Below are 20,977 nucleotides of genomic sequence, written 5' to 3'. Positions count from 1 at the left end.
GCCCCTGTAGCTCAATGGATAGAGCACCGGACTTCTAATCCGTTGGTTGTGAGTTCGAGTCTCACCAGGGGCGCTGATTTTGCCAAAGGAGTTAGAGTATGATATTTCCAGAAAGAAACGGTGTAATCACCTTCGCCGGTAGAGATGTGACCGTTGTCGGTCCAGACCTGAAAGTTGGTGAAATTGCACCAGAATTTACCGTTCAAGCTCAAGATTGGTCCACAGTCTCCGCCCTCAGTGCAACTGAAGGTAAAGTCCGCATCATTGCTTCTGTGCCCTCGTTGGAAACCTCAGTATGTGATCGCGAAACGAGGCAATTTAATCAGGATGCAGCCAACCTGAGTAAGGATATTTCAATCCTGGTAATCAGTACCGACCTGCCGTATACCCAAAAACGTTGGTGCGGCGCAGCTGGGATTGATCAGGTCATGGTGCTTTCCGATCACATGGATGTTGACTTTGGTAAAAAATATGGGGTCTTAATCAAAGAAATACGCATATTACGGCGGGCTGTCTTTGTAGTTGATCGCAATAATCGCATCACTTACGCCGCTTATATGCCTACCATTGGGGCAGAACCGGACTACGATGCCGTCATTGAAGCTGCAAAACAGGCATTGTAGTGATTGTTTGTCCTTTAGTGGAGGTACGATGGTAACCATTTATTTCAAGTCAAAAAAGTCTCACACCAGTTTTACCGGTCTGGATGAAACCGCACCTTCTTTTGGAAAAAACATCAACAACTGGCAAAATAATCATCCTCATAGATGGCAGCCGGCAACGGATATCTACGAGACTGAGGAAAAAATTATCATTCTCATGGAAATCGCCGGAATAAAAGAGGAAGATCTGACCATCCTGCTCCATCAAAACACCCTGATTGTGCAAGGCATTCGCCGATTCACGTACGAATCGCCACGCGCCATTCATCAAATGGAAATACCCTATGGAGAATTTAGCGTGGAATTGAGTTTCAACATCCCCGTAGATGACTCTCAAATTGAAGCCATTTACGATCAAGGATTTTTACGAATTGACCTTCCTAAAGCCCGCCCCAAACAAATTCACATCACCAAGGAATGAAAGAGCGGTATGCCAGCATCCAGATGGAATATTGACCTAAACCAGTTCTATTTTCAGTTTGACGCAGAAGAAGAAGGCTACGAAGAAGTCTTCCTGAGTTCGGACGAGGGGGAGGAAGAAATATTCATCGAAGAACCGATATACAAACAATCAGAAAATAATCTACCGGAAGAAATCATCAAATTACCGGACATTTTGCCCATTCTACCCTTGAGAGGACTGGTAGTTTACCCCCAAACCGGCGTTCCTTTGACCATCGGGCAGCCGCGTTCTATTCGTCTGGTGGATGACGTGGTGACGGGTGATCGGTTTATGGGTTTGGTCGCCTCAAAACACCCCGAAATTGAAAGCCCCGATCCTGAACATTTATACCGGGTAGGAACTGCGGGATTGATTCACCGAATGTTCCGAGCACCGGATGGCACAATCCGTTTACTAGTGCAGGGTCTGTTTCGTTTTCGCATTGTAGAATTTGTGGCAACCGAACCTTACCTCAAAGCCCGAATCGAGGTCATTCCTGAAAAACAGGAAAGCGGCCTGGAAATTGAGGCTCTCGCCCGCAATGTTCGCGATCAATTTGCGCACATTGCTGAAATGATTCCTTCCATGCCGCGCGAATTGGTCGCAACGGTTACTTCGATTACCGATCCACTTCAAACCGTTTATACCATTGCCAATCTTCAACGGATGGACATCGAAGACGCTCAAGAAATCCTCGAGCTGGATTCGATCACCGAAAAACTTCACAAGCTGGTAACGTTGCTGACTCGCGAGAGCGAAGTTTTGGAGCTCAGTCAAAAAATTCAGAAAGAAGCGCGTTCCGAAATTGACAAAGTTCAACGCGAATACTTTTTACGTGAACAGCTGAAAGCCATCCAGCGCGAATTAGGTGAAACCGACGAACAGGCCGCCGATGTTGAGGAATTTCGCAAGAAAATTGAAGAAGCCGGCATGTCTGATGAAGCGCGTAAACTGGCACAACGCGAATTGGACCGGCTTTCTCGCCTGCCGACCGCCGCCGCAGAATATGGAGTTATTCGCACTTTTCTGGATTGGCTGGTTTCTCTTCCCTGGTCAAAAACAACTCCAGATAATCTGGATATTACCCATGCCAGAGAGGTTTTGGACCAGGATCACTACGGCCTGCAAGATATAAAGGAAAGAATTCTCGAATATCTGGCTATACGAAAATTGCGGTTGGATCGTTCCGCAGAATTCAGTCAGGATACTGCCACCGATGTTATCCGGCGACAACGGGAAGGTGTAATTTTGTGTTTTATTGGTCCTCCCGGCGTGGGCAAGACCTCATTGGGTCAATCTATCAGTCGCGCCATGGGGCGGAAGTTTGTTCGCATCTCGCTTGGAGGTGTACGTGACGAGGCGGAAATTCGCGGCCACCGCCGTACTTACATTGGTGCAATGCCCGGGCGAATTATTCAGGCTCTCCGCAGAGTCGAAACTCGCAATCCGGTATTTATGCTGGATGAGATTGATAAACTCAGTTTTGATTTTCGCGGCGATCCCGCCTCAGCCTTACTGGAGGTGCTTGATCCCGAACAAAACCTGGAATTTCGCGATAACTACATCGAAGTAGCCTTTGACCTATCCCAGGTGATGTTCATCACTACTGCCAATCAAATGGAAACCATTCCCGGACCATTATTGGACCGCATGGAGATCATTCAGCTTTCCGGTTATACCGATAGTGAAAAATTCGAAATTGCCAGGCGATACCTGATCCCCCGCCAGTTGAGGGAAAATAGTCTTCGTTCAGAAGAGATCGAGTTCACCCCCAAGGCATTGACAACCATCATTCGCCACTACACTCGAGAAGCCGGGGTGCGCAACCTTGAACGGGAAATCGGTTCTATTTGCCGTAAGGTCGCCACCAAAATTACCGAAGGCAAGATCACCCGTCAGGTGGTAGATGAAAACACTGTACGAGAATTTCTCGGCAGACCCAAGTATTTGGGAACCGAGGAAATTCAACGCCGAACAGAAATTCCCGGTGTTGCCACTGGTCTTGCATGGACACCCGTTGGAGGGGATGTTTTATTTATTGAAGCAACTATAATGCCAGGCAGTAAAGGATTCATTACCACCGGCTCGGTAGGAAAAGTAATGCAGGAATCGGCTCAGGCAGCCCTTTCCTATGTGCGCTCAAGGGCCGCTCAACTTGGTATTGATCCCACCATTTTCGAAAAGTCTGATATCCACCTGCACATTCCTGCCGGCGCCCAACCCAAAGACGGTCCTTCCGCTGGGGTTACCATGGCAACCGCTCTGGTATCATTGCTCACTGGAAGATTGGTGCGCTCAGATGTGGGCATGACCGGTGAGATTACTCTTCGTGGACAAGTCCTGCCGGTCGGGGGCATCAAAGAAAAGGTACTTGCTGCTCATCGGGCCGGATTAAAAACGGTCATCCTTCCAAAAGATAACGAAGCTGATCTGGAAGACCTGCCCGAAGAAGTCCACAATGCCATCCAGTTCATTCTCATTGATAGTGTGGATGAAGTTTTGGAACATGCATTAGAACAAAAAGTGGACCAGCCTGCCCAACCTTGATTTTGAGTAGAAAGACAGATCTATGACAAAAATATTGATCATTGAAGACGATCACTCAATGCGATCCTTACTTAAGACTTTACTGGAAATCGAAAACTTTCAGGTTTCCGTATTGGATATCAACGGTGGAGATTTGATTGCCCAAATTATCTCCGCTGATCCCGACGTCATCCTCATGGATGTCAATCTTAAGAGTACAGATGGATTGACAATTCTACGGGAGATGCGTGGAAACACTTCGCAAAAAAAGAATTATCGGGTGATTATGACTTCCGGCGAAGATCGAAAACAGGAATGCCTGCTGGCAGGGGCAAATGATTTTTTACTTAAACCCTACATGCCAGCAGATCTGATTCAAAAACTGAAACTGTACTCTTAATTTCTTTCCAAACAGGAGATAATGTTTGGCTAAAAAACAATCCCTCAACAATTCTCAATGGTTTACCATTGATCTACATATCCATACACCCGCTTCGAGTGATTACCAACAACCCGAAGTGACTTTCCTGGATATTTTGCAAAAAGCCGAAGCCCGTGGACTGCATATGATGGCAATCACCGATCATAATACCGTCGCTGGCTACCGCAAAATGATGGAGGAAATTCAATCCCTCGAATTCCTCGATAAACTGGGAAGGCTGCTGCCTGCTGAAAAACAACGATTGGAAGAATACCATCGCCTGCGATCAAAAATTCAGGTATTACCCGGTTTTGAATTCACTGCAACTTTTGGGTTTCATATCCTTTGTATTTTTCCTCCAGAAAAATCTATCCGAGAACTAGAACACCTGCTTCTCAGCCTCAACATACCGCCTGACCAAATTGATGAAGGCTCTCAAACGGTTGGTGCGACCGAAGACGTACTTACCGTTTACCGAGTTGTAAATGAAAATGGTGGTTTAGTGATTGCCGCCCATGCCAATTCCAGTAATGGCGTTGCCATGCGGGGCTTTAACTTTGGGGGGCAAACCAAAATCGCATTCACCCAAGATCCGCATTTACACGCCCTTGAGGTAACCGATTTGGAACAAAAGGGTCCGCGCACCACGGCGGCCTTTTTCAATGGAACAAAACCGGAATACCCTAGGCGAATGCATTGCATTCAGGGTTCAGATGCCCACCGTCTTACTTCCGATCCCGCTCGAAAGAAAAATTTTGGGGTCGGCGAAAGGGCAACGGACGTCCTGCTTCCAGAATGTACTTTTGAAGCCCTTCTGGAACTCTTCAAAAGCAACGATTTTTCCCGAACCCGACCTCACCGCCACAAAGAAGAACCCCTTTTTGATTTTGTTCAAAATGCTCAGGAAGAAGGCCCGAACATCATCCAGGATTTTCATGAAAGCATGACGGTGCGGGGAGGCAAGTTGTACGCCATTCTGGCTGATGTTTGCGCATTTGCAAACACCAACGGTGGAACACTTTATATTGGCATCAGTTCCGATTCTAAAAAGCCCCCGGTCGGTATTCAGGATATCGATCAAAGCATTCACGCCCTCGAAAAAGAAATCAACAATCGCATCAGCCCTCCCTTGCATTGCACCATTGATGCCCTTGATTACAAAGGGAAAAAGATCATTCGAATCTTGATTCCGCGGGGCGAGGAACCACCCTACGCAGTGGATGATAATAAGATCTACATCCGCGATGAAGCGGAAACGGGTCTTGCAGTGAGGGATGAAATCGTCAGTCTGGTGCTCCGAAACAAGAATACTGTACTCCCTTCACCGAACGAGATTAATCCCTTTGATACTGTTCCGCCCGCAGAGGATATCATTGACGATTTGGGTGTTGAACCCCGCACGGGTGTCGAAGTATTAGCCCCCGAAGAACGGCAGGGAAAACAATACTTTACCATGCGTGACTTGCGCAATGGCAATGTGGTAAAAAACGTTACCCGCGCCTCTGCCCGCAAACTGTGGCATTATGCCATTGATCGCTATACCGAAACGGTCAAATCCTTTGATCCCAACAGGATCAAATGGATTGGGGATTACGGGTTATTGAGAAAACACAAGCAGGGAAACATCACCCGCTTCGATTTGATTTTACGCACACCTCAAGGTTATCGCTATTTCTTTGGGGTTACCGAAGATGGTATTCATGGGCAATGGCGTAAAGTAACCGGTGTTGACGATGGAGAAAGATGATGCGGGTCGGTATCATCACAATATCAGACCGAAGTTCGCGGGGTGAACGAGAAGACCTTTCAGGACCGGCACTGGTCAAAAGAATTTCAACTGCCGGTCATCAGGTAATTGCAACTGCCATAATTCCGGATGATTTCAATCAAATTAAGACCATTCTTGTTGAGTGGTGTGATTCGGGTAATTTTGATTTAATTTTGACCACCGGCGGAACCGGCTTCGCCCCTCGGGATGTTACCCCTGAAGCAACTTTGGCAATCCTGGAAAAGACCGCCCCGGGTATTGCTGAAGCAATGCGCGCACAAAGTTTAAAAATTACCCCTCATGCCATGCTCTCCCGGCAACAAGCCGGAATTCGTAAAAGGACGCTGGTGATTAATTTACCCGGCAGCCCAAAAGGAGCAGTGGAAAATCTCGAAGTGATTTTACCGGTACTGCCTCACGCCGTTGAACTTCTGCAGGAAAGCCCTTCTGCAGAGAAAGGACATTCACACTCAAAATAAATAAAAAATGGAGGAATATCATGGCAGAACATTCCACCGAACTACGCAACGGCCATAAACGCACAACAGTAAAATTACAAACTGGAGAAAGTGTCGCACTTTGCCGGTGCTTCCAATCGAAAGAATTTCCGTTCTGTGATGGTACCCATAAAACACTGGATAGCGATGCCGGCCCGGTGATTGTACAGGCACCAAAACCGGAAGATATCAAATAAAACCTTTAGATCTGGTCATTTTCCAAACTATTTTGGAGATCATCCCCGTTTCGGATGATACGAACTGGGATTCCATACGCCCTGAGCCTTTCAAAAACCCCACAATCTTTAGGGGGCGCCCCGAAGCTAACCACGTCTAACCCAATTACCACTGGTCTCAAATCTTTTCGCAAAAGCATTTCAATAGCCAGTTCAAGCAACTCGGAGCACAAGGCGGTGATCAACACAACCGTGCTTCCTTTGGGAATCTGATTGGCTTGACCTTCAATTAAACCTACAAGCGATAAATTTCCCTCTGGTTGAAGAAAAGCCAGCGTTTCCAACAATTTACCCATTTGACGCACCCCCTTTTCGGCTGGTAAAACACTCAGCGTCTGAGCGGCGCAAGCGAACCCAACCGAACGCCCCCTTTTCAAGTAATAATCCGCAACAGATGCCGCACAGGATACTCCATATTCGAAAGAATTGGGTGGTAAAGGAATAACCAATTTTTGGGGGATAATCCAGTAATGATTTGCTCGATCAACACGTCTTATGTCTGCCAGAGCGGAATGGGTGCCGGCCTGCGCATCCAACAAAAGCCAAACATCCGCTTGGGGATCTTGCTCAAACTCTTTGACCATCAACCGATCCTTACGAGCGGTAGTCTTCCAGTGAATGCGATTTAACGGGTCGCCGGGAGCATATTCCCGCACCCCGGCTGCATAAGGGGTCACTTCAAGACTTTTCCGCCGCAAGGCCCTGCCCCCCGGTAATTCGCCGCCCGGTTCGGGAAATTTCTGCAGGTTTACCATGTAAGGAAAGACCAGTAGTGTTTTTTCAGACGGAATAACCTTATTCACTGCAAAAAAACCAAAAGGATCACCTGAAATCAAAACGGTCGGACCTAATCGAAACGCACCTCTCTGAATCAATAAAGTTCTTGAAAAATAAGACCGAAGCTGATGTGGACCTATTCCTGAAATTACCCTTGATCCTTGTTTTTCGGGTAATGGCGAAAGATCCTTTACTTCAATCCATAAACGCCCATACCACGATTCATTACGAACTTCAAATCTTTCTTCAAAAATCTGTCCGACAGGCAACCTCAAAACTCGCGCATTACGTGTTGCGGTTAACCCGCGCAGTGCCAGAACCGCCCATAAAAAGGCGATGGTCAACAGCGCCAACAGCAGGTAAATAATCCGATAATAAACAAACACCGTTGGTTGCTGCGTCAGGTAAGCGCCGGCAAAGGAGCCAGCAAGCAGCGCTAAAAAGACAAAAAATGGTGGACGAATTTTCATGCAGTTGAGGGCTGAAAGGCAAGATCCCCGCCAGGAACCGGTACTAAGGTCACCAATTCATGAACAATTTGATCGGCACTTAGATTTCTCAACCTTGCTGAAGGTTGTATAACCATCCGATGAGAAAGTATGTTTTCAGCCAATAATTTGATATCATCGGGCAGGACATAATCCCTGCCATGAATTGCCGCCCGCGCCTGCCCGGCACGGAATAAACCAAGGCTTCCCCGTGGGCTTGATCCCAGATAAACATCCGGATTTTCACGAGTAGCGCGGGTTAATTCCACAATATATTGTCGCAATGGACGCGAGACATAAACCGTTCGAATGATCTTTTGTACTTCCAATAATTCGTCAATTTCAACAACTGCTTCCAATTCCTCAATTGGATGACGGATTTGTTGGAGTTCCAAAATTTTCATTTCATCGAACAGCGAAGGATATCCAATCTTGATCCGCATCAGGAAGCGATCCAACTGCGCTTCGGGTAACGGGAAGGTTCCTTCGTACTCAATCGGATTTTGGGTTGCCAACACTAAGAATGGGACTGGCAGGGGATAAGTTACCCCATCTACGGTTACTTGACGCTCTTCCATTGCCTCCAGCAATGCTGATTGCGTTTTGGGTGTTGCGCGATTAATCTCATCCGCCAGCACAATTTGTGCCATAATTGGCCCCGGTCGAAATTCAAACTGGCGGGTTACCTGATTGAAAATAGACACACCGGTTACATCGCTTGGCAGCATGTCCGGAGTGAATTGAATACGACTGAACTTTACCCCTAACGACTTTGCTAAACTACGCGCCAGAATGGTTTTCCCCACTCCCGGCACATCATCAATCAAGAGATGCCCCTGACACAATAAACTGATAATAACCAGTTCAAGGGTGTGAGTTTTGCCAACAATTACCTTTTCAAGGTTTTCCATAACCTTTTTGGAAAAGGATTGAACTTTTTCAATCGAGTGATTCATTCGAGGCTCCTATTTTTGATCGCATTTTTTGGGAAGTTAATACGACCAATGACATAGTGATGCAAAACAATAATGTTGCTAAACTAATCCCCAAAATGACAGGAAAACCGGTGGGTTGATAGCGAAGAATAACTTTATGATTACCCGCTGGAACACAAACTCCTTTGAAGAGGTAATCCACCCGTTCAACGGCCGCAGGCTCTCCATCAATTGTTGCTGTCCAGCCCGGATACCAGCTATCCGCTATACGAACCCAGCCGGTTGAATCGGTACTTACCATCACTTCAAGCAAGTTAACCTCATCTCGCAGAAGCTCAACCTGCGCATGTGATCCAGAAGGTTTTGATGGAATGTCACAACTTTCTTCTGCCTCGACTATTATACACTCTCCGTTGGTTGTAACTTGCAGCGCTTGTAGAAGCATTAAATTAAGAGTTTCTTCACTTTCTGCCATAATTCTCTGACAATTTTTCCACCCAATTCTCGGATCAGGTTCGATTTCTTGAACCCGCCAATTGAGGCTATCCTGATCATCCAACTCGATGATAACCCCTACCCCCATTTTACGAAGTTGTAATTCCGCAATAGGTGATGTTAAATCATCCAATATTTCCATCCATTGCTCAAAGTACTTAGGGACCAGGGGATCGAAATTATTGACCATAGCAACATTGGATAATAAATTCATATTTGGCAGAGGGAGCAATTTCATCTCGTCCCAATTTGAATTTGCGTTGAAATCACGAAAAGATAGATATTTTTCAAATTTCAAACTCTTTTCTACCGACAGCGGAATATAAACCCGAGATCTTGGGTTACCATCGGTAAAAGCAGAAGATGAAGTATCAAAGAAGCGCATGTTGATAAACGGATTGAGTGAAATGCCAGCTACCCATAAATCCAAAAGGATTAATCCAGCAGCCAGAAAATTCCATACAGTTTGTTTTCCAGACTTAGATATCTCTTCTGCTGGAGCCAACAATCCAAGTGTTGAGGTAGAAAATAGCAACCCTGCCAATAGCATAAAAGAGTGAACGAAGGTTTTTTCAATTTGAGGCAGCAACAAGCTGCCTGCTAACGCCCCTATCCCTGTTGCCAGAGCTGCTACTGTCAGTAGCTTAAACCGAATTTTTACCTTCCCCGTTGGTCTTTCCCAGGAATGCGCCCCAAAGCCGGCAAGTAATGTCAGAGAAAAAACAGCCAGGTACATCCATCGTGTTGGTGCTTGAAACATATCAAAAGTAGGAATATTGCGATAAAGCCACGGAAATACAGGAGTGTTTTTCCCCAAGGAAAAAACAGTTGCAATGACAACGATTGCCCATAAAAATCTAACCACCCTCTGCTTGGTTATATCCCAATCAGGGGCAGATGATTGTCGAAAAGGAACGCCAATCGTACTCAGTGCCAGCAGGATTGGGATAAAACCGATATAGAGTGCATCCTCCCAGTAAGCCCCATACCCCCAGTAATTTCCAGTACCTGGATTACCAAACAAATCCGGCAAGAAAAAACCCAGCAATCGCCATGGCCATAAGGAATAATTCACAGCATACTCATAATCTACTGCACTGGAGCGCTGTGATTGCAGTAAATACTCAAAAGTTGGAAAGAGTTGAATACTTGCAATTAAAACCGCAAGTAAAATTCCAGCTGCCAGAAAACACATCTGAGTAATTTTTGTTCGTTGGTCTCCCTTATTGGCTACGCGAAAAATCGTCCACAAAACAGCAAAAACCAACGAGTACCAGCTTAATTGAGCATGGCCAGCGAATAGTTGATTTGCTGCAATCAAGGCCAGCCCGATTGTCATCATCCATCTTTGGGAGCGATGATCTGATCGGATCACTCGTTCAACTGCCCAGATCAACCATGGCAGCCAGGCCCCAGCCCAGATCATGCTGAAGAAAGAAGCCCGCGCCACAAAATATCCGCATAAGCCAAATGCCAGACCGGCAACCAGCTGTCCCCGTCCATTAATCCCTAATTCTCTGAGCAGCAAAGCCGTTCCAACACCAGCCAACCCAAGGTGGACTGGCACAAGCAGCGTGAATCCCCAAGCCAGAGCAGGTACTCCGCCCAACCGGTAAAAGGGATAAAGAATCCAGGACAAAGGGTATAAAATTGCGGTTTGATAATTGGCAAACAGGGGTGACCCCATCCCATTCAGTGGATTCCAGAAAGGGAAGATACCCTGTTCCAACAACGCAAATCCATAGGCTCGCCAGGGGATAAATTGAAGCCCGGCCGTTCCCCAAAAAATTACATTCCCCTTTATCATTGGAATCAGGAATAAGGAAAAAGGAGCAAGAAAAACAAACCACAGGATACCATTTTGGTTTTTACCGATTGATTTCATTTGCACCTGAATTTAATGTTTGTTGAAACTCAAACAATATATACTTCGAATTTTCATATCGCCTAATTAAGAATTCTAATTCTAAATTTGATTTGAAAAAGCAAGGCACCTCTGATTTATTCATGATCCAAAAATCCACATTTTCGTCCTGTAAAAATTGCTTAAAATCGTTTGGATTCTCTTGTGAAAAAAGTATTTTCATTCTCTCATTGATCTCTCTTCCGCGGATACTCTCTGGCCCATGTCCAATGATCACCCGAACAGGAGCATGAGCCGGTAATAAGGTTGACAACTCCCAATCCGCCAAAACGACGGACTGACTGGGTATTTTTTGTTGAACAAAATCAAGCAGCCGGGTTTCATTCTGACTGAGAAAGAGCGGAAAAGGCTTTCCAGAAATTGTGATGATGGCGCCTGTCAGAAACAAAAAGGTGGTTAGAAAATTTAGCGAATACCACAAAAATGCCGTTTTTCTAATTCTTTCCCCCGGTTTAAACATTCCGCTGATTGCCAGAATACTCATAGCCACATAGCCGCCCTCTGCCAGGCGACGCTGTAAAAGATAGGGGAAATAAATCAAGAATGGTAATAACACCAGCCAGATCAACAGCAAACGTGATTCGAACATTGCTTTAATTGGCTTACGAAAAAAACCTGCCAAAATGATTGGAATTACCAGCCCATAAGCAAGCAGATAATCGGTCAATGGCGGAGAAAGAATAATATTTTGGGCGCGCCAAATCTTCAAGAATGGATCGACTTGAAACGCAATAAAGGTATATACAACGAAAGGTGAGGAAATCAAAATTACTATCCCCAATTTGACCAATTTTGAACGATTAAAACGGGAGGATATGCGATTGATTTTTCCAAAAACAATCTCACCAAAAGTAAAGGCAGTTAATATTAGCCATCCAAGAGGTACTGTCAGTGGTTGCATTAAGGCAAGCAAATTCCAGTAAAGTCCGATTTCAATTCCCTGCTTAATTACGTGATTGGCATCTTCTTGCAGGAATTTCGTCAATCCCAAAAACAGGAAACCTCTTGCCCATACTAGATGAGGAATTGTCAGATAAGCCAAAAATCCGAAGGTTTCTGGTGAATAAAATTCCAAAGGCATATCAATCCACAAATTCCTAAAACCTAATGTATAAAGAAATCCTAATCCCCCACCAAAGGTAACCAGCCCAAGCGTCAGAATACGACAACGAAAATCCTCAATAAATAGAGATATGAAACGATACAGTGCAAAGGTCGCAAAACCAATTCCAACCAGGCGAAAAAGATGATAAAGAAAAATTCGAGCGAAATAATTACCGAAGGGAGTTGAAATTTTCCCTAGCAATATATATGGGAAAAATGCCAAAAACCCCTTTTGTGGAAAGGCGGTGTATGGTGTTCTAAAGAGCCATGCGCCATTTGCACCCGATAACATTTTTGCAAGATAAGAATTGCCATCTTCAGCAGCCAACAGCAGGCCGGTATAACTAGAATTATCACCGGCCAATACCCATCCTAAAAGGTATGGCAATGAAGTGATGGCTGCCGTAAATATCCAAAATAGAATAAGAACTTTTTTTTCAATTCTTGTCATTGAATCGCTTAAGAAGCAAAAACAAGATAACACCCAGCCAGGCTATGGCGCTTATCGATGCGCCGAGATAAACCGGCACAGGCCTGAACTCCAATCGAATTTCATGGAATCCATCAGGCAAATCCAGCACTGGAAACAAATTATAAATTTTTCCAAATGTTGAAGGTTGATCATCTATGAAGACCATCCATCCCGGATAGTCTATGTGAGAGAGAAACAATTTACCCGGCCCATTTGCCTTGAATTCAATTTTGTTGGGTTGTATTTGCTTAAATTCCACCGGATATTTTCTATTTTCGCGTTCAACCCATGCCATTCCGGAGAAGTAGGGGTTTTCATAAACACGGCTTTCTGAAAATTGGGCAACTTGATACGGTTGGAACGGAGCGATATCAAACTCAGACACTATAAATCTGACACCCAATAAACTCATCAGTTCCAAATCCGGGGTGAATTTTTGATTATCCGTTTCCGGATCATTGGTAGGAAAAGGGGGCAAGGTAACACTGTAGGATTCGAGGGGCACTCCACTTGCTTTGATAAAAAACTCTTGATAGGATCTGAGGATTAACGGATCAATCCCATTTACTATCTTGATTCCATTCAAAGCCGCAATGTGTTGGGGAATGCTGTAGGAGGGTGTATAAACCCGGAAATCTCCGGTTTGGGACTTTAGGAATTCAACCGTTTGGCGGTTTTCTCCAAAAACTTCATCGGAGGTTATCACCTGTATGCTTTGAAAATTAACCAAGGTCAAATCCAGCACCAGCAGAAGAACGAACATCCAACCGCCAATTTCCACATACCTTCGGTTTCGTTCCAATACTGCAATTAAGAAAATAACAACCAGAAAAATAACGAAACCCCAAATCAAGTTTGCAGGTAACCTTTCACCAAGCACAAGGAAACCCAGCCCAAAGAAACCTGTAAAAGCAACAAAAGGGGTCATGAAAAATACCGGGTCAGGGCGGAATAATTGTTCTCTTTGCAACAGGTCATTTAGCCCGCAGGCGGCCAAAATTGGAAAAGACATTCCCCCCATAAAGTAAAAACGGGTGGGCACACGCAATAAATCCATTGCCGGTAAACGGGATAGTACCGAGAAGAACGGCAACGCATCTCCGACTGCCAGCAGCAAACTGAAAATCACCACCATCCACCAGAATCTGGTTTTTTTACGCAGATTGGGCAAAGAAAGGCAGTAAATACCAAGACAGATAATAATTGCGCCGGGGTATAAAGTCCATTCCGCGAAGCCGCCAAAATCGGGTATCCACAACCCTAATAACTCTTCAACCGGTAGGGAGTTCACCGCTAAATCTCTTAAATCCATAAAAATACGTGTGGAATGGCGTGTAAATTCAGCCAGCGGCAACAATATGACAGCCGCCAGCAAAATTGCCCCCACTAGAACAATGGGAATTTCAGCGATATGCTTAATTTTGATCAACAGAGGAATGGGTTTGAATAATGGTTTCTGTTCAAAAATGACGAATCCTCCCCATAACAAGAGTGCATAGGCCAGCCAGCGTACATCAGCCAAAGCAATTAAGCCCAATATGGCAGCCGAAACAACCGGACGAGAAATCCGCTGATTAGCAGCTTGATTAAACAAAATCCACGGCGTCCAACAAACTGCATATACCATCGTAATGTGACCGGCCGCATAATGAGCAAACAATTTGGGCATCAGCAAAAAACCAAACACCCCCAGTAAACTGGCCTGGCTTTGTAATCCCAGATAATCTAAAAATCGCTTGAATCCAATTGCTCCCCAAAATAAATGGATAATCACAACCAGATTGAAGCCCAATGGTTGAGGGAAAATATAGGCCAGCCACCCCGGCGGGTACCACAATCCTGACAGCGGATTGGCAGCAAAAGGGTAGCCTCCGAAAATCAAATCTGACCACAGGGGAAGAACCCCAAAATTCTTAATACTATTCACCAGATAAATGGCATTCGGCAGGTGAGTGATCGTCAGATCGGAAAATTCAGAATACCTTGGATAGAAAAAATTAGCGGAACGAATTAACCAGGGCAATAAGGGAATAACCAGAATCAGATACCACCATTTTTTGCGGATCATGAATTTCGTCTCATTTGATAAATGAGGATTTGCTCATTTTCATAAACAAGTGACAGCTTTTGACTCCAACCGGCAGGGGGAGTATCCAGGCTTTTTGTCCAGACAATATAACCTACTGGATACTGTTCAAAAAATTGATCCAGAAGATCATCCTCAATTCTCTTATTGTAAAATAGGTCAAGCCATCTTAATGTTTCTTCCGCATGGATCGTTTCAAACGGATGCCCATAAACCACCCGGCAATTTGTATGGGCAGGGATGAGCAATCCAAAATTCTCAGGCGCTAATATGACTGATCTTTTGTCGCAAATTTCCTGTTGCATCCATTTCAGAGCAATATGTTCAGATTGTGTTAAATATAAAGGAGATTGATTTTGGACAAAAGCTTGCCAGGCGCCCAGAAGCAAAAAAAGATTGGTCAAAACGCTGACTGGCAAAATAAACCAGAACCATTTGCGAAACTTGGGCATTTGATAATTAACAACTTTACCCAACCCAATAATCGCTAAAATCCCAACCGGAATTAACCAACCCAATAAAAACCTTCGTTGAAGCGCAAACGGAAAATAGGCGAGGCCAATTCCGCTGATGAACCAGGCTACCGTTAAATTGAGATTCGAATCACGGTCTTTGAAAACCCAGAAAATTAATTCAATCAACGCCAGCAAAATCAGCGGGGCAAATGAGATGAGAACCATAGGCAGTGAGGGGGTTGGCGTCTGATTTTGATTATTCCATTCTGCCAGTAAAGGATCGGATAGTATCGCCGCATATTGATAGATCAGAACGATTCCAGATGGCAAAAAATAAACCAAAGGCAGTTTCCATTGTATGGTTTGGCGTTGGATCAGCAGTAATAGATTATAGATCACACTCACCGTTACCCCAACCACCACTCCAAAAGGTAAAATGATCCCCAATGCTGCACCTAAAAAAGGATCATACCAGTGCACCCGCCCCCCTTCTTGCTGGTATCGACTCAAAAACAAGAGCAATAACCCACTACCCAACGGGAAGTGCGGATTTGCGATCAGGGTTAAGAAAGGATAGGCTTCGGCAACCCAAAAATCCATTGTAAAAACACCCAACAAACCCGCAAGCCAGCCCAATCCCGAACCAAATAAAATCACCGCAAAAAGATAATTGTGGGTGGTTTCAAGCCATTTAACTTGAATGGAGCGTAAAAATGCGTTTAACCCACAAATAAAAACAGCCGCTGCAATCATACGGGCGAGATGAAAAACAAAAATTGGCTGCAGATTGAGTATTCTGGCAATATGTCCAAGCAGAATGTAAAACAAGAAAAGGTATGCGCCTGGTCCTTCTTGCGGTGTATAAGGCAAATGAAAAATCCATTCGCCTCTTACACCAATTTGCATTTTTGCCAGATAGCTGTACCCATCACTTGGGTTCAACAACAAACCGCTGTAAATGTGATGCTCGTCCTGAAACAGCAAACCTGCCAGAAATGGCAACAGGCTTAGAATTAAGCCAAGGAGAACAATAACTCGAGAGGTTTTTTGGGACATAGGGGAATTCGAATTGAAGTATACTTGAGAAGAAAAGTCACCGCAATTCAAAAAAGACATCTTGATCTAAAAATATTCTCCCGAACAAACCCATGAGTCAATCTTTTCATCTGTACCAACTGCAAAAGGTAGATACCCGACTGGACCAAATTCAGCAAAGGATTACCTCAATCCTGCAACAGATTGAGAACGACTCCCGCTTGAAAAATGCCAGAGACCTGCACAACCACGCCGCCGAAAAGCTCAACCGCATCCAGCACGAATTAAAAAAGATTGAACATGATGTCGAAACCCGCCGCTTGAAACTGGAACAAAGCGAAGCCAACTTGTATTCCGGCAGGATCAAAGTTCCCAAAGAACTTCAAGACTTACAAAACGAAGTCGCCGCTCTAAAACGGAGTATAGCCGGTTTAGAAGATCAACAGCTTGAAGTCATGATTCAGATGGAAGAGGCAAAAAAGGAATACGATCAACTCCAACAAACCCTTCTCCAGGTTGAGGCCGAAGTTGCTCAAAGTCATTCTGGATTGATGGGTGAAAAAACTCGACTGGAAAATGATCAGCAAAGACTGATGATCGAAAGACAGGCGATTGTTTCTCAAATTCAGCCGGCTATGCTCGCGGAATACGAAAACCTTCGTCAAATAAAACAGGGGATTGCTGTCGCAAGGGTTGAGGATTCATCCTGCACAGCGTGTGGGGCAGGACTTACGCCGGCTCAATGCCAATCTGCCCGATCCCCTTCTACTGTATTTTACTGCCCATCTTGTGGCAGAATTATCTATGCGGGTTAGGCGATTATGTTTGGGATGGATGATTTCGCTTTAGATCGCATTTCCTTCTGGCTTGGATTTATCGGCGGAACCCTTTTCTGGTTGCTGATAAATCGACTCTGGAAAGGAATGCCGTTCATCCGCCAGACCATCCAGCAAGTCGTGGATGCCAATCGAAGAAAAAGAATGTCCGGCGTCGAAAGCGCGCTCAGGCAAGATGCCCTTCGTAGAGCACAACGCAATCACCTGAGCGCTTCTTTATTCTCCCTCGATGAAATTTTGGTCGAACCTCATGTGCTTGCACCCCCTCCCCAGGTAGACCCACAAACGCCAATCAGTATTGAACGCTATGCTTCTCGCATCCTGCCTTTTTTGCCGGAATTTCCTCAATTCGCGGTTCGCTTTGGCAGCCCCCGCTTAACCATCTTTGAAGCATTGCAAGGTGAATGTCATCTTGCACTGCTGGGTGATGCCGGTGCGGGAAAATCTACCGCCCTGGCGTACTTAACTTCCACAATTGCCCGTCAGGATGAAAAAGCGGGTAAATGGGGGGATTTTTTACCAATCTATCTTCACATTCTTGATCTGGATTTCCAAAGCACACCCAAAAATGATCTTTTGGATCCGATCATCAAAGCTATTTCCGCCACCGCTCCCGTGACCTCATTACCCCAAATTCCCGGGTTTATCCGCCTCACCTTTCAGGAAGGAAGGGCTATTTGCATTTTTGATGGACTTGATGAATTGAACAAAGAGCAATTTTCTCTTGTTCATTCTTATCTGAAGGAGTTAACCAGCCAGTACCCATCCGTCCGTATCGTTGTTTCAGCTGGCAACCAATATATGAATGGTTTAAACCGGATTGGATTTGAGCCTTTTGTCGTAGCCGGTTGGACAAAAGCGGAATTGACCGATTTTATCAACCGCTGGGGCGTATTATGGAACAATTTGATTGGTGTTTCCGCCTCTCAACAGCAAAATCTGGAAATTTTGGATAATTTACTGGTCACGAACTGGCTTGGTTACGATCCGCTCTATTACACCCCACTACAATGGACACTAAAGGTCTGGGGAACCTACGCAGGCGACCTGACCGGCAATGAAGAATACGAGGCGATTTCAGCCTGTTTGATCAGGCAAACTCAATATCGCGTGCCAATTACCGCAATGGGTCTGCTGGCGAATGCCATGCTTCGCCAACGCTCAGCATTTCTAGATTTTTCGGATGCGGAAAAGACACTTTCCAGCGTTCGGTTGAATCAAGATGAAGAGGAAAAACTGATACAAGAGGAAAAAATTAGCACCCCACCCTCTTTGCAAAAAGAGATGAGCGCAAAACCTGTGACCTCCGGCGGCCGGATTTTATCCATTATGCTGGATTCTGGAATTCTTACAGAACATCAGGGAGACCAAGTGAGATTTTCTTCTCCAGTCTGGACGGGTTATCTGGCGGCAACTCAATCCTCACCTGCTGACTTCTCCCCGCCCTCCACGGTATATTCCTCAGTCGAGGATGAATATTATCACTACATGGCAATATTTCATCCCGGTAATTGGCTTGAAAGTTATCTGAAACAGGATGCATCCCCCTTCTACACCAATCTGATCAACGGTCTGCGCTGGATCAAGGACACACCATCCAATCACCCGGCGCGTTCATTGGTATTGAGAATAAGCATTCCCTATCTGCAAAACGAGATGCTCCCCTATTCTTTGCGCTTACGTATCCTGGCTGGTAGTGCTTCCTCAAATGATCCGGCATTAACTTTGCTTTTTAAGCAGTTTCTAACTCACTCTTCACCGGCTATGCGTTCCATTGCTGCCTTGGGATGTGGAGCATTACAGGACAGTAAAACTATTCCCAATCTCATTTCTCTGCTCAATGATGAAAACCCCGACACTCGCATTTCGGCCTGCTTTGCTCTTGCCTGTTTTGAAAACCCGGAAGCTGAAAGAGCCATTAAAGATTGTATCCATTTTGCAGATGAAACGTTGCGCTTAGCCGCAGCTGAAACCCTGGCATTGGATACCCAAAAAGGACATGCCTGCCTCAAAGAACTGGTCGAATCGGAGGACTTGCTCGTCAGACGTTCAGCAGTGTTTGGTTTATCTTTGATTCAAAGCGATTGGGTGGTTGACTTGCTGGAAAAGATTGCTGTTGAAGACAGCCAATGGGTTGTCCGCAATGCCGCCGGCCAGGCATTGGAAAATCGTCAAAAATCGAATCCCTTTATCCCCAAACGACAAAAAGAACCGGCTGATACTTCATGGTTGATCGCCTTTGCCGCCAAAAGAGGTTTGGGTATTTCCAAAGGCGATCCGGCAATTCCGCTTCTTTTTGAAGTGCTCGCAAACGGCAGCGATGATGAAAAGATTGCCGCACTGTGGTTTTTACGTCATCATCCTCAGGATAAGGTGATTTCCCAAATCTATCCCTTGCTGTTTTCCAATCAACTGGAAATGCGGGATACGGCCAATTTTGCCCTGTGGTTTATGTCTCTTTGTAATAATTAATTCTTTTATGAGGGGATTTTTGCTACTCTCCCAACAATTTGCTGAACCTGTTCCACACTGACACCGATAATGCTGATCAGTTTATTGGTTGAATTTTTACCGCCAATGATTTCAAAACAGTTAAGGGGCACTCCAAACAATTCCGACAAGTACCTCAACAATTCAGCATCAAGTGTTGAATCACCCTGTGGATTGACCATTCCTATCTGCAGGGTACCGTCAGGTAATACTTTTTCAATTTTGTTCGCTTTGGCATTCAAATGCAGGCTGACGGTAATTGCTGAACCAGCTTTTGCATCGTGGAAACGGGGTTTCTTTGGATTTGCCATTTGACTACCTGAAAGAAGCTAGCAGCGAAATTAATAAAGTTTCCACAACTTGAATTAATATGATGAGAATCAATGGGCTGAAATCAATCATACCCAACGGCGGTACAACCCGTCGAATTGGATTAAGCAATGGCTCAACAATTCGGTCCAGATTTGAACGGAGCGGGTGGTAAGGCGACATAAAATACGAAAGCACAACACTGACAATGACAACAATTAATAACAAACTGCCGATAGCTTGAATTAAAGAAATTAATAGATCAATCATAGGTTCGACCTTTCTGATAGTCTCTCGGCCCTAAAATTGCCTGACCGATTCTCACCAGGGTAGCACCTTCCATGATCGCAGCAGGAAAGTCAGCGCTGGTACCCATGGATAATTCTGTAAGGTTGAGGTGTGGCAACTTTGCCTGTAAAAAATCTCTAAGCAGTCTAAGCTGACGAAAAAAACCTTGTGCTTCCTGTAAGGTGGAAGTTAGAGGTGGCATCGTCATCAAACCGCAGATTTGAAGGTGTGAAAAAGCCTGAATTTGTTCAATTTCCGTAATCAATTCAGGCCAACGGTCTCTCTCCCTGGCTAACCAGCCATACTTGGATTCCTCACCCCCCACATTAAACTCCAACAACACCCTTAAGTATTTTTTCTGTTCCTCGAGCAACCGCTCCAGCTTTTCTGCAATCCGCACGCTATCCACTGAATGCATCCAGTCAAAATGAGCGGCAACCAGTTTGGCTTTTCGACTTTGAAGGTGTCCAATCATGTGCCATTCCACATCTTCAACACCGTGGAGAGCATTGATTTTTTCAGCGGCTTCTTCCGGGTAATTTTCACCAAAACAGTGGATGCCGGCTTGAATTGCCGCTTTGATGACCTCCACCGGTTGACTCTTAGACACAACAACGATTCGAACTTCCGCCGGATTTCTGCCACACTTTAAGGCTGTCCGATGGATTTCTTCCTGTACCCTCAGGTAATTGGAACGGATCTCCTCAACACTCAAAGGCATTTTGCCGGAT

18 protein-coding genes and 1 tRNA gene are annotated in these 20,977 nt (G+C 45.1%); 10 read left to right on the top strand and 9 right to left on the bottom strand.

The annotated features are described in order from the left end of the window. The 8 genes from VAE48_RS07460 to VAE48_RS07425 all read left to right on the top strand — a co-directional run bounded on the left by VAE48_RS07460 (position 1) and on the right by VAE48_RS07425 (position 6,513). Positions 1 to 73 (top strand) — tRNA-Arg (locus VAE48_RS07460). A 25-nt stretch (positions 74 to 98) separates the two neighbouring features. After that, the gene (gene tpx, locus VAE48_RS07455; protein ID WP_322792690.1) at positions 99 to 623 is read left to right on the top strand and encodes a thiol peroxidase; all 525 of its coding nucleotides are present in this window, start codon (positions 99 to 101) and stop codon (positions 621 to 623) included. Positions 624 to 651: 28 nt separating this feature from the next. After that, positions 652 to 1,083 (top strand): Hsp20/alpha crystallin family protein, encoded by a 432-nt coding sequence (locus VAE48_RS07450; protein WP_322792689.1) that lies wholly within the window; start codon positions 652 to 654, stop codon positions 1,081 to 1,083. 9 nt (positions 1,084 to 1,092) lie between these two features. Further along, the gene (gene lon / locus VAE48_RS07445) at positions 1,093 to 3,651 is read left to right on the top strand and encodes an endopeptidase La (RefSeq protein ID WP_322792688.1); all 2,559 of its coding nucleotides are present in this window, start codon (positions 1,093 to 1,095) and stop codon (positions 3,649 to 3,651) included. A gap of 22 nt (positions 3,652 to 3,673) precedes the next feature. Continuing rightward, on the top strand, positions 3,674 to 4,030 hold the full coding sequence (locus tag VAE48_RS07440; protein ID WP_322792687.1) for a response regulator: 357 nt from the start codon (positions 3,674 to 3,676) through the stop codon (positions 4,028 to 4,030). A gap of 25 nt (positions 4,031 to 4,055) precedes the next feature. After that, entirely contained in the window at positions 4,056 to 5,798 is a 1,743-nt protein-coding gene (locus VAE48_RS07435; protein ID WP_322792686.1) for an RNA-binding domain-containing protein, read from the top strand. Further along, complete coding sequence (gene mog / locus VAE48_RS07430; protein ID WP_322792685.1) at positions 5,795 to 6,298, top strand: molybdopterin adenylyltransferase; 504 nt, start codon at positions 5,795 to 5,797, stop codon at positions 6,296 to 6,298. The genes VAE48_RS07435 and mog overlap by 4 nt, the downstream gene beginning before the upstream one ends. Before the next feature lie 20 nt (positions 6,299 to 6,318). Next, positions 6,319 to 6,513, top strand: coding sequence for a CDGSH iron-sulfur domain-containing protein (locus VAE48_RS07425; protein ID WP_322792684.1), 195 nt, complete (start codon positions 6,319 to 6,321; stop codon positions 6,511 to 6,513). A gap of 5 nt (positions 6,514 to 6,518) precedes the next feature. Here VAE48_RS07425 and VAE48_RS07420 read toward each other — a convergent pair whose 3' ends face one another. From VAE48_RS07420 to VAE48_RS07395, 6 genes are read right to left on the bottom strand one after another with little or no spacing between them, the layout of a single operon-like run. Continuing rightward, positions 6,519 to 7,799, bottom strand: a complete 1,281-nt coding sequence (locus VAE48_RS07420) for a DUF58 domain-containing protein (protein WP_322792683.1) — start codon at positions 7,797 to 7,799, stop codon at positions 6,519 to 6,521. Next, entirely contained in the window at positions 7,796 to 8,773 is a 978-nt protein-coding gene (locus tag VAE48_RS07415; protein ID WP_322792682.1) for a MoxR family ATPase, read from the bottom strand. Before VAE48_RS07415 ends, VAE48_RS07420 begins: the two co-directional genes overlap by 4 nt. Further along, the gene (locus VAE48_RS07410; RefSeq protein ID WP_322792681.1) at positions 8,757 to 11,132 is read right to left on the bottom strand and encodes a YfhO family protein; all 2,376 of its coding nucleotides are present in this window, start codon (positions 11,130 to 11,132) and stop codon (positions 8,757 to 8,759) included. The genes VAE48_RS07415 and VAE48_RS07410 overlap by 17 nt, the downstream gene beginning before the upstream one ends. Further along, the gene (locus VAE48_RS07405) at positions 11,116 to 12,726 is read right to left on the bottom strand and encodes a hypothetical protein (RefSeq protein WP_322792680.1); all 1,611 of its coding nucleotides are present in this window, start codon (positions 12,724 to 12,726) and stop codon (positions 11,116 to 11,118) included. Before VAE48_RS07405 ends, VAE48_RS07410 begins: the two co-directional genes overlap by 17 nt. Further along, positions 12,713 to 14,815: a hypothetical protein gene (locus VAE48_RS07400; RefSeq protein ID WP_322792679.1), complete on the bottom strand. Its 2,103-nt coding sequence runs from the start codon at positions 14,813 to 14,815 to the stop codon at positions 12,713 to 12,715. Before VAE48_RS07400 ends, VAE48_RS07405 begins: the two co-directional genes overlap by 14 nt. Then, positions 14,812 to 16,344, bottom strand: a complete 1,533-nt coding sequence (locus tag VAE48_RS07395) for a hypothetical protein (RefSeq protein WP_322792678.1) — start codon at positions 16,342 to 16,344, stop codon at positions 14,812 to 14,814. Before VAE48_RS07395 ends, VAE48_RS07400 begins: the two co-directional genes overlap by 4 nt. A gap of 92 nt (positions 16,345 to 16,436) precedes the next feature. On the opposite strand from VAE48_RS07395, the gene VAE48_RS07390 reads away from it, so the two are divergent. Next, positions 16,437 to 17,138: a hypothetical protein gene (locus VAE48_RS07390; protein WP_322792677.1), complete on the top strand. Its 702-nt coding sequence runs from the start codon at positions 16,437 to 16,439 to the stop codon at positions 17,136 to 17,138. Positions 17,139 to 17,153: 15 nt separating this feature from the next. Then, a complete protein-coding gene (locus VAE48_RS07385) occupies positions 17,154 to 19,631 on the top strand; it encodes a HEAT repeat domain-containing protein (RefSeq protein ID WP_322792676.1) in 2,478 nt (825 codons plus the stop codon). Between the two features lie 5 nt (positions 19,632 to 19,636). Here VAE48_RS07385 and VAE48_RS07380 read toward each other — a convergent pair whose 3' ends face one another. Genes VAE48_RS07380 through VAE48_RS07375 form a run of 3 tightly spaced genes read right to left on the bottom strand, consistent with a single transcriptional unit; the run spans position 19,637 to position 20,967 of the window. Further along, entirely contained in the window at positions 19,637 to 19,960 is a 324-nt protein-coding gene (locus VAE48_RS07380; RefSeq protein ID WP_322792675.1) for a hypothetical protein, read from the bottom strand. Positions 19,961 to 19,964: 4 nt separating this feature from the next. After that, positions 19,965 to 20,228: a YggT family protein gene (locus VAE48_RS17510; RefSeq protein WP_416181034.1), complete on the bottom strand. Its 264-nt coding sequence runs from the start codon at positions 20,226 to 20,228 to the stop codon at positions 19,965 to 19,967. Beyond that, positions 20,221 to 20,967 carry a YggS family pyridoxal phosphate-dependent enzyme gene (locus VAE48_RS07375; protein ID WP_322792674.1) on the bottom strand — a complete coding sequence of 249 codons (747 nt, stop codon included), beginning with the start codon at positions 20,965 to 20,967 and terminating at the stop codon, positions 20,221 to 20,223. Before VAE48_RS07375 ends, VAE48_RS17510 begins: the two co-directional genes overlap by 8 nt. Positions 20,968 to 20,977: the final 10 nt, after the last annotated feature.

It is taken from the genome of Bellilinea sp. (assembly GCF_034432615.1).
GTDB lineage: Bacteria > Chloroflexota > Anaerolineae > Anaerolineales > Anaerolineaceae > Bellilinea.
This window is presented reverse-complemented; position numbering and strand designations above follow the sequence as displayed.

Coding starts and splice junctions, on each gene's coding strand:
- VAE48_RS17510 (WP_416181034.1), bottom strand. CDS start 20,228: ATGATTGATCTATTAATTTCTTTAATTCAAGCTATCGGCAGTTTGTTA.
- VAE48_RS07420 (WP_322792683.1), bottom strand. CDS start 7,799: ATGAAAATTCGTCCACCATTTTTTGTCTTTTTAGCGCTGCTTGCTGGC.
- VAE48_RS07380 (WP_322792675.1), bottom strand. CDS start 19,960: ATGGCAAATCCAAAGAAACCCCGTTTCCACGATGCAAAAGCTGGTTCA.
- VAE48_RS07425 (WP_322792684.1), top strand. CDS start 6,319: ATGGCAGAACATTCCACCGAACTACGCAACGGCCATAAACGCACAACA.
- VAE48_RS07410 (WP_322792681.1), bottom strand. CDS start 11,132: ATGAAATCAATCGGTAAAAACCAAAATGGTATCCTGTGGTTTGTTTTT.
- VAE48_RS07440 (WP_322792687.1), top strand. CDS start 3,674: ATGACAAAAATATTGATCATTGAAGACGATCACTCAATGCGATCCTTA.
- VAE48_RS07375 (WP_322792674.1), bottom strand. CDS start 20,967: ATGCCTTTGAGTGTTGAGGAGATCCGTTCCAATTACCTGAGGGTACAG.
- mog (WP_322792685.1), top strand. CDS start 5,795: ATGATGCGGGTCGGTATCATCACAATATCAGACCGAAGTTCGCGGGGT.
- VAE48_RS07405 (WP_322792680.1), bottom strand. CDS start 12,726: ATGACAAGAATTGAAAAAAAAGTTCTTATTCTATTTTGGATATTTACG.
- VAE48_RS07385 (WP_322792676.1), top strand. CDS start 17,154: ATGGATGATTTCGCTTTAGATCGCATTTCCTTCTGGCTTGGATTTATC.
- VAE48_RS07400 (WP_322792679.1), bottom strand. CDS start 14,815: ATGATCCGCAAAAAATGGTGGTATCTGATTCTGGTTATTCCCTTATTG.
- VAE48_RS07390 (WP_322792677.1), top strand. CDS start 16,437: ATGAGTCAATCTTTTCATCTGTACCAACTGCAAAAGGTAGATACCCGA.
- tpx (WP_322792690.1), top strand. CDS start 99: ATGATATTTCCAGAAAGAAACGGTGTAATCACCTTCGCCGGTAGAGAT.
- VAE48_RS07415 (WP_322792682.1), bottom strand. CDS start 8,773: ATGAATCACTCGATTGAAAAAGTTCAATCCTTTTCCAAAAAGGTTATG.
- VAE48_RS07450 (WP_322792689.1), top strand. CDS start 652: ATGGTAACCATTTATTTCAAGTCAAAAAAGTCTCACACCAGTTTTACC.
- VAE48_RS07395 (WP_322792678.1), bottom strand. CDS start 16,344: ATGTCCCAAAAAACCTCTCGAGTTATTGTTCTCCTTGGCTTAATTCTA.
- lon (WP_322792688.1), top strand. CDS start 1,093: ATGCCAGCATCCAGATGGAATATTGACCTAAACCAGTTCTATTTTCAG.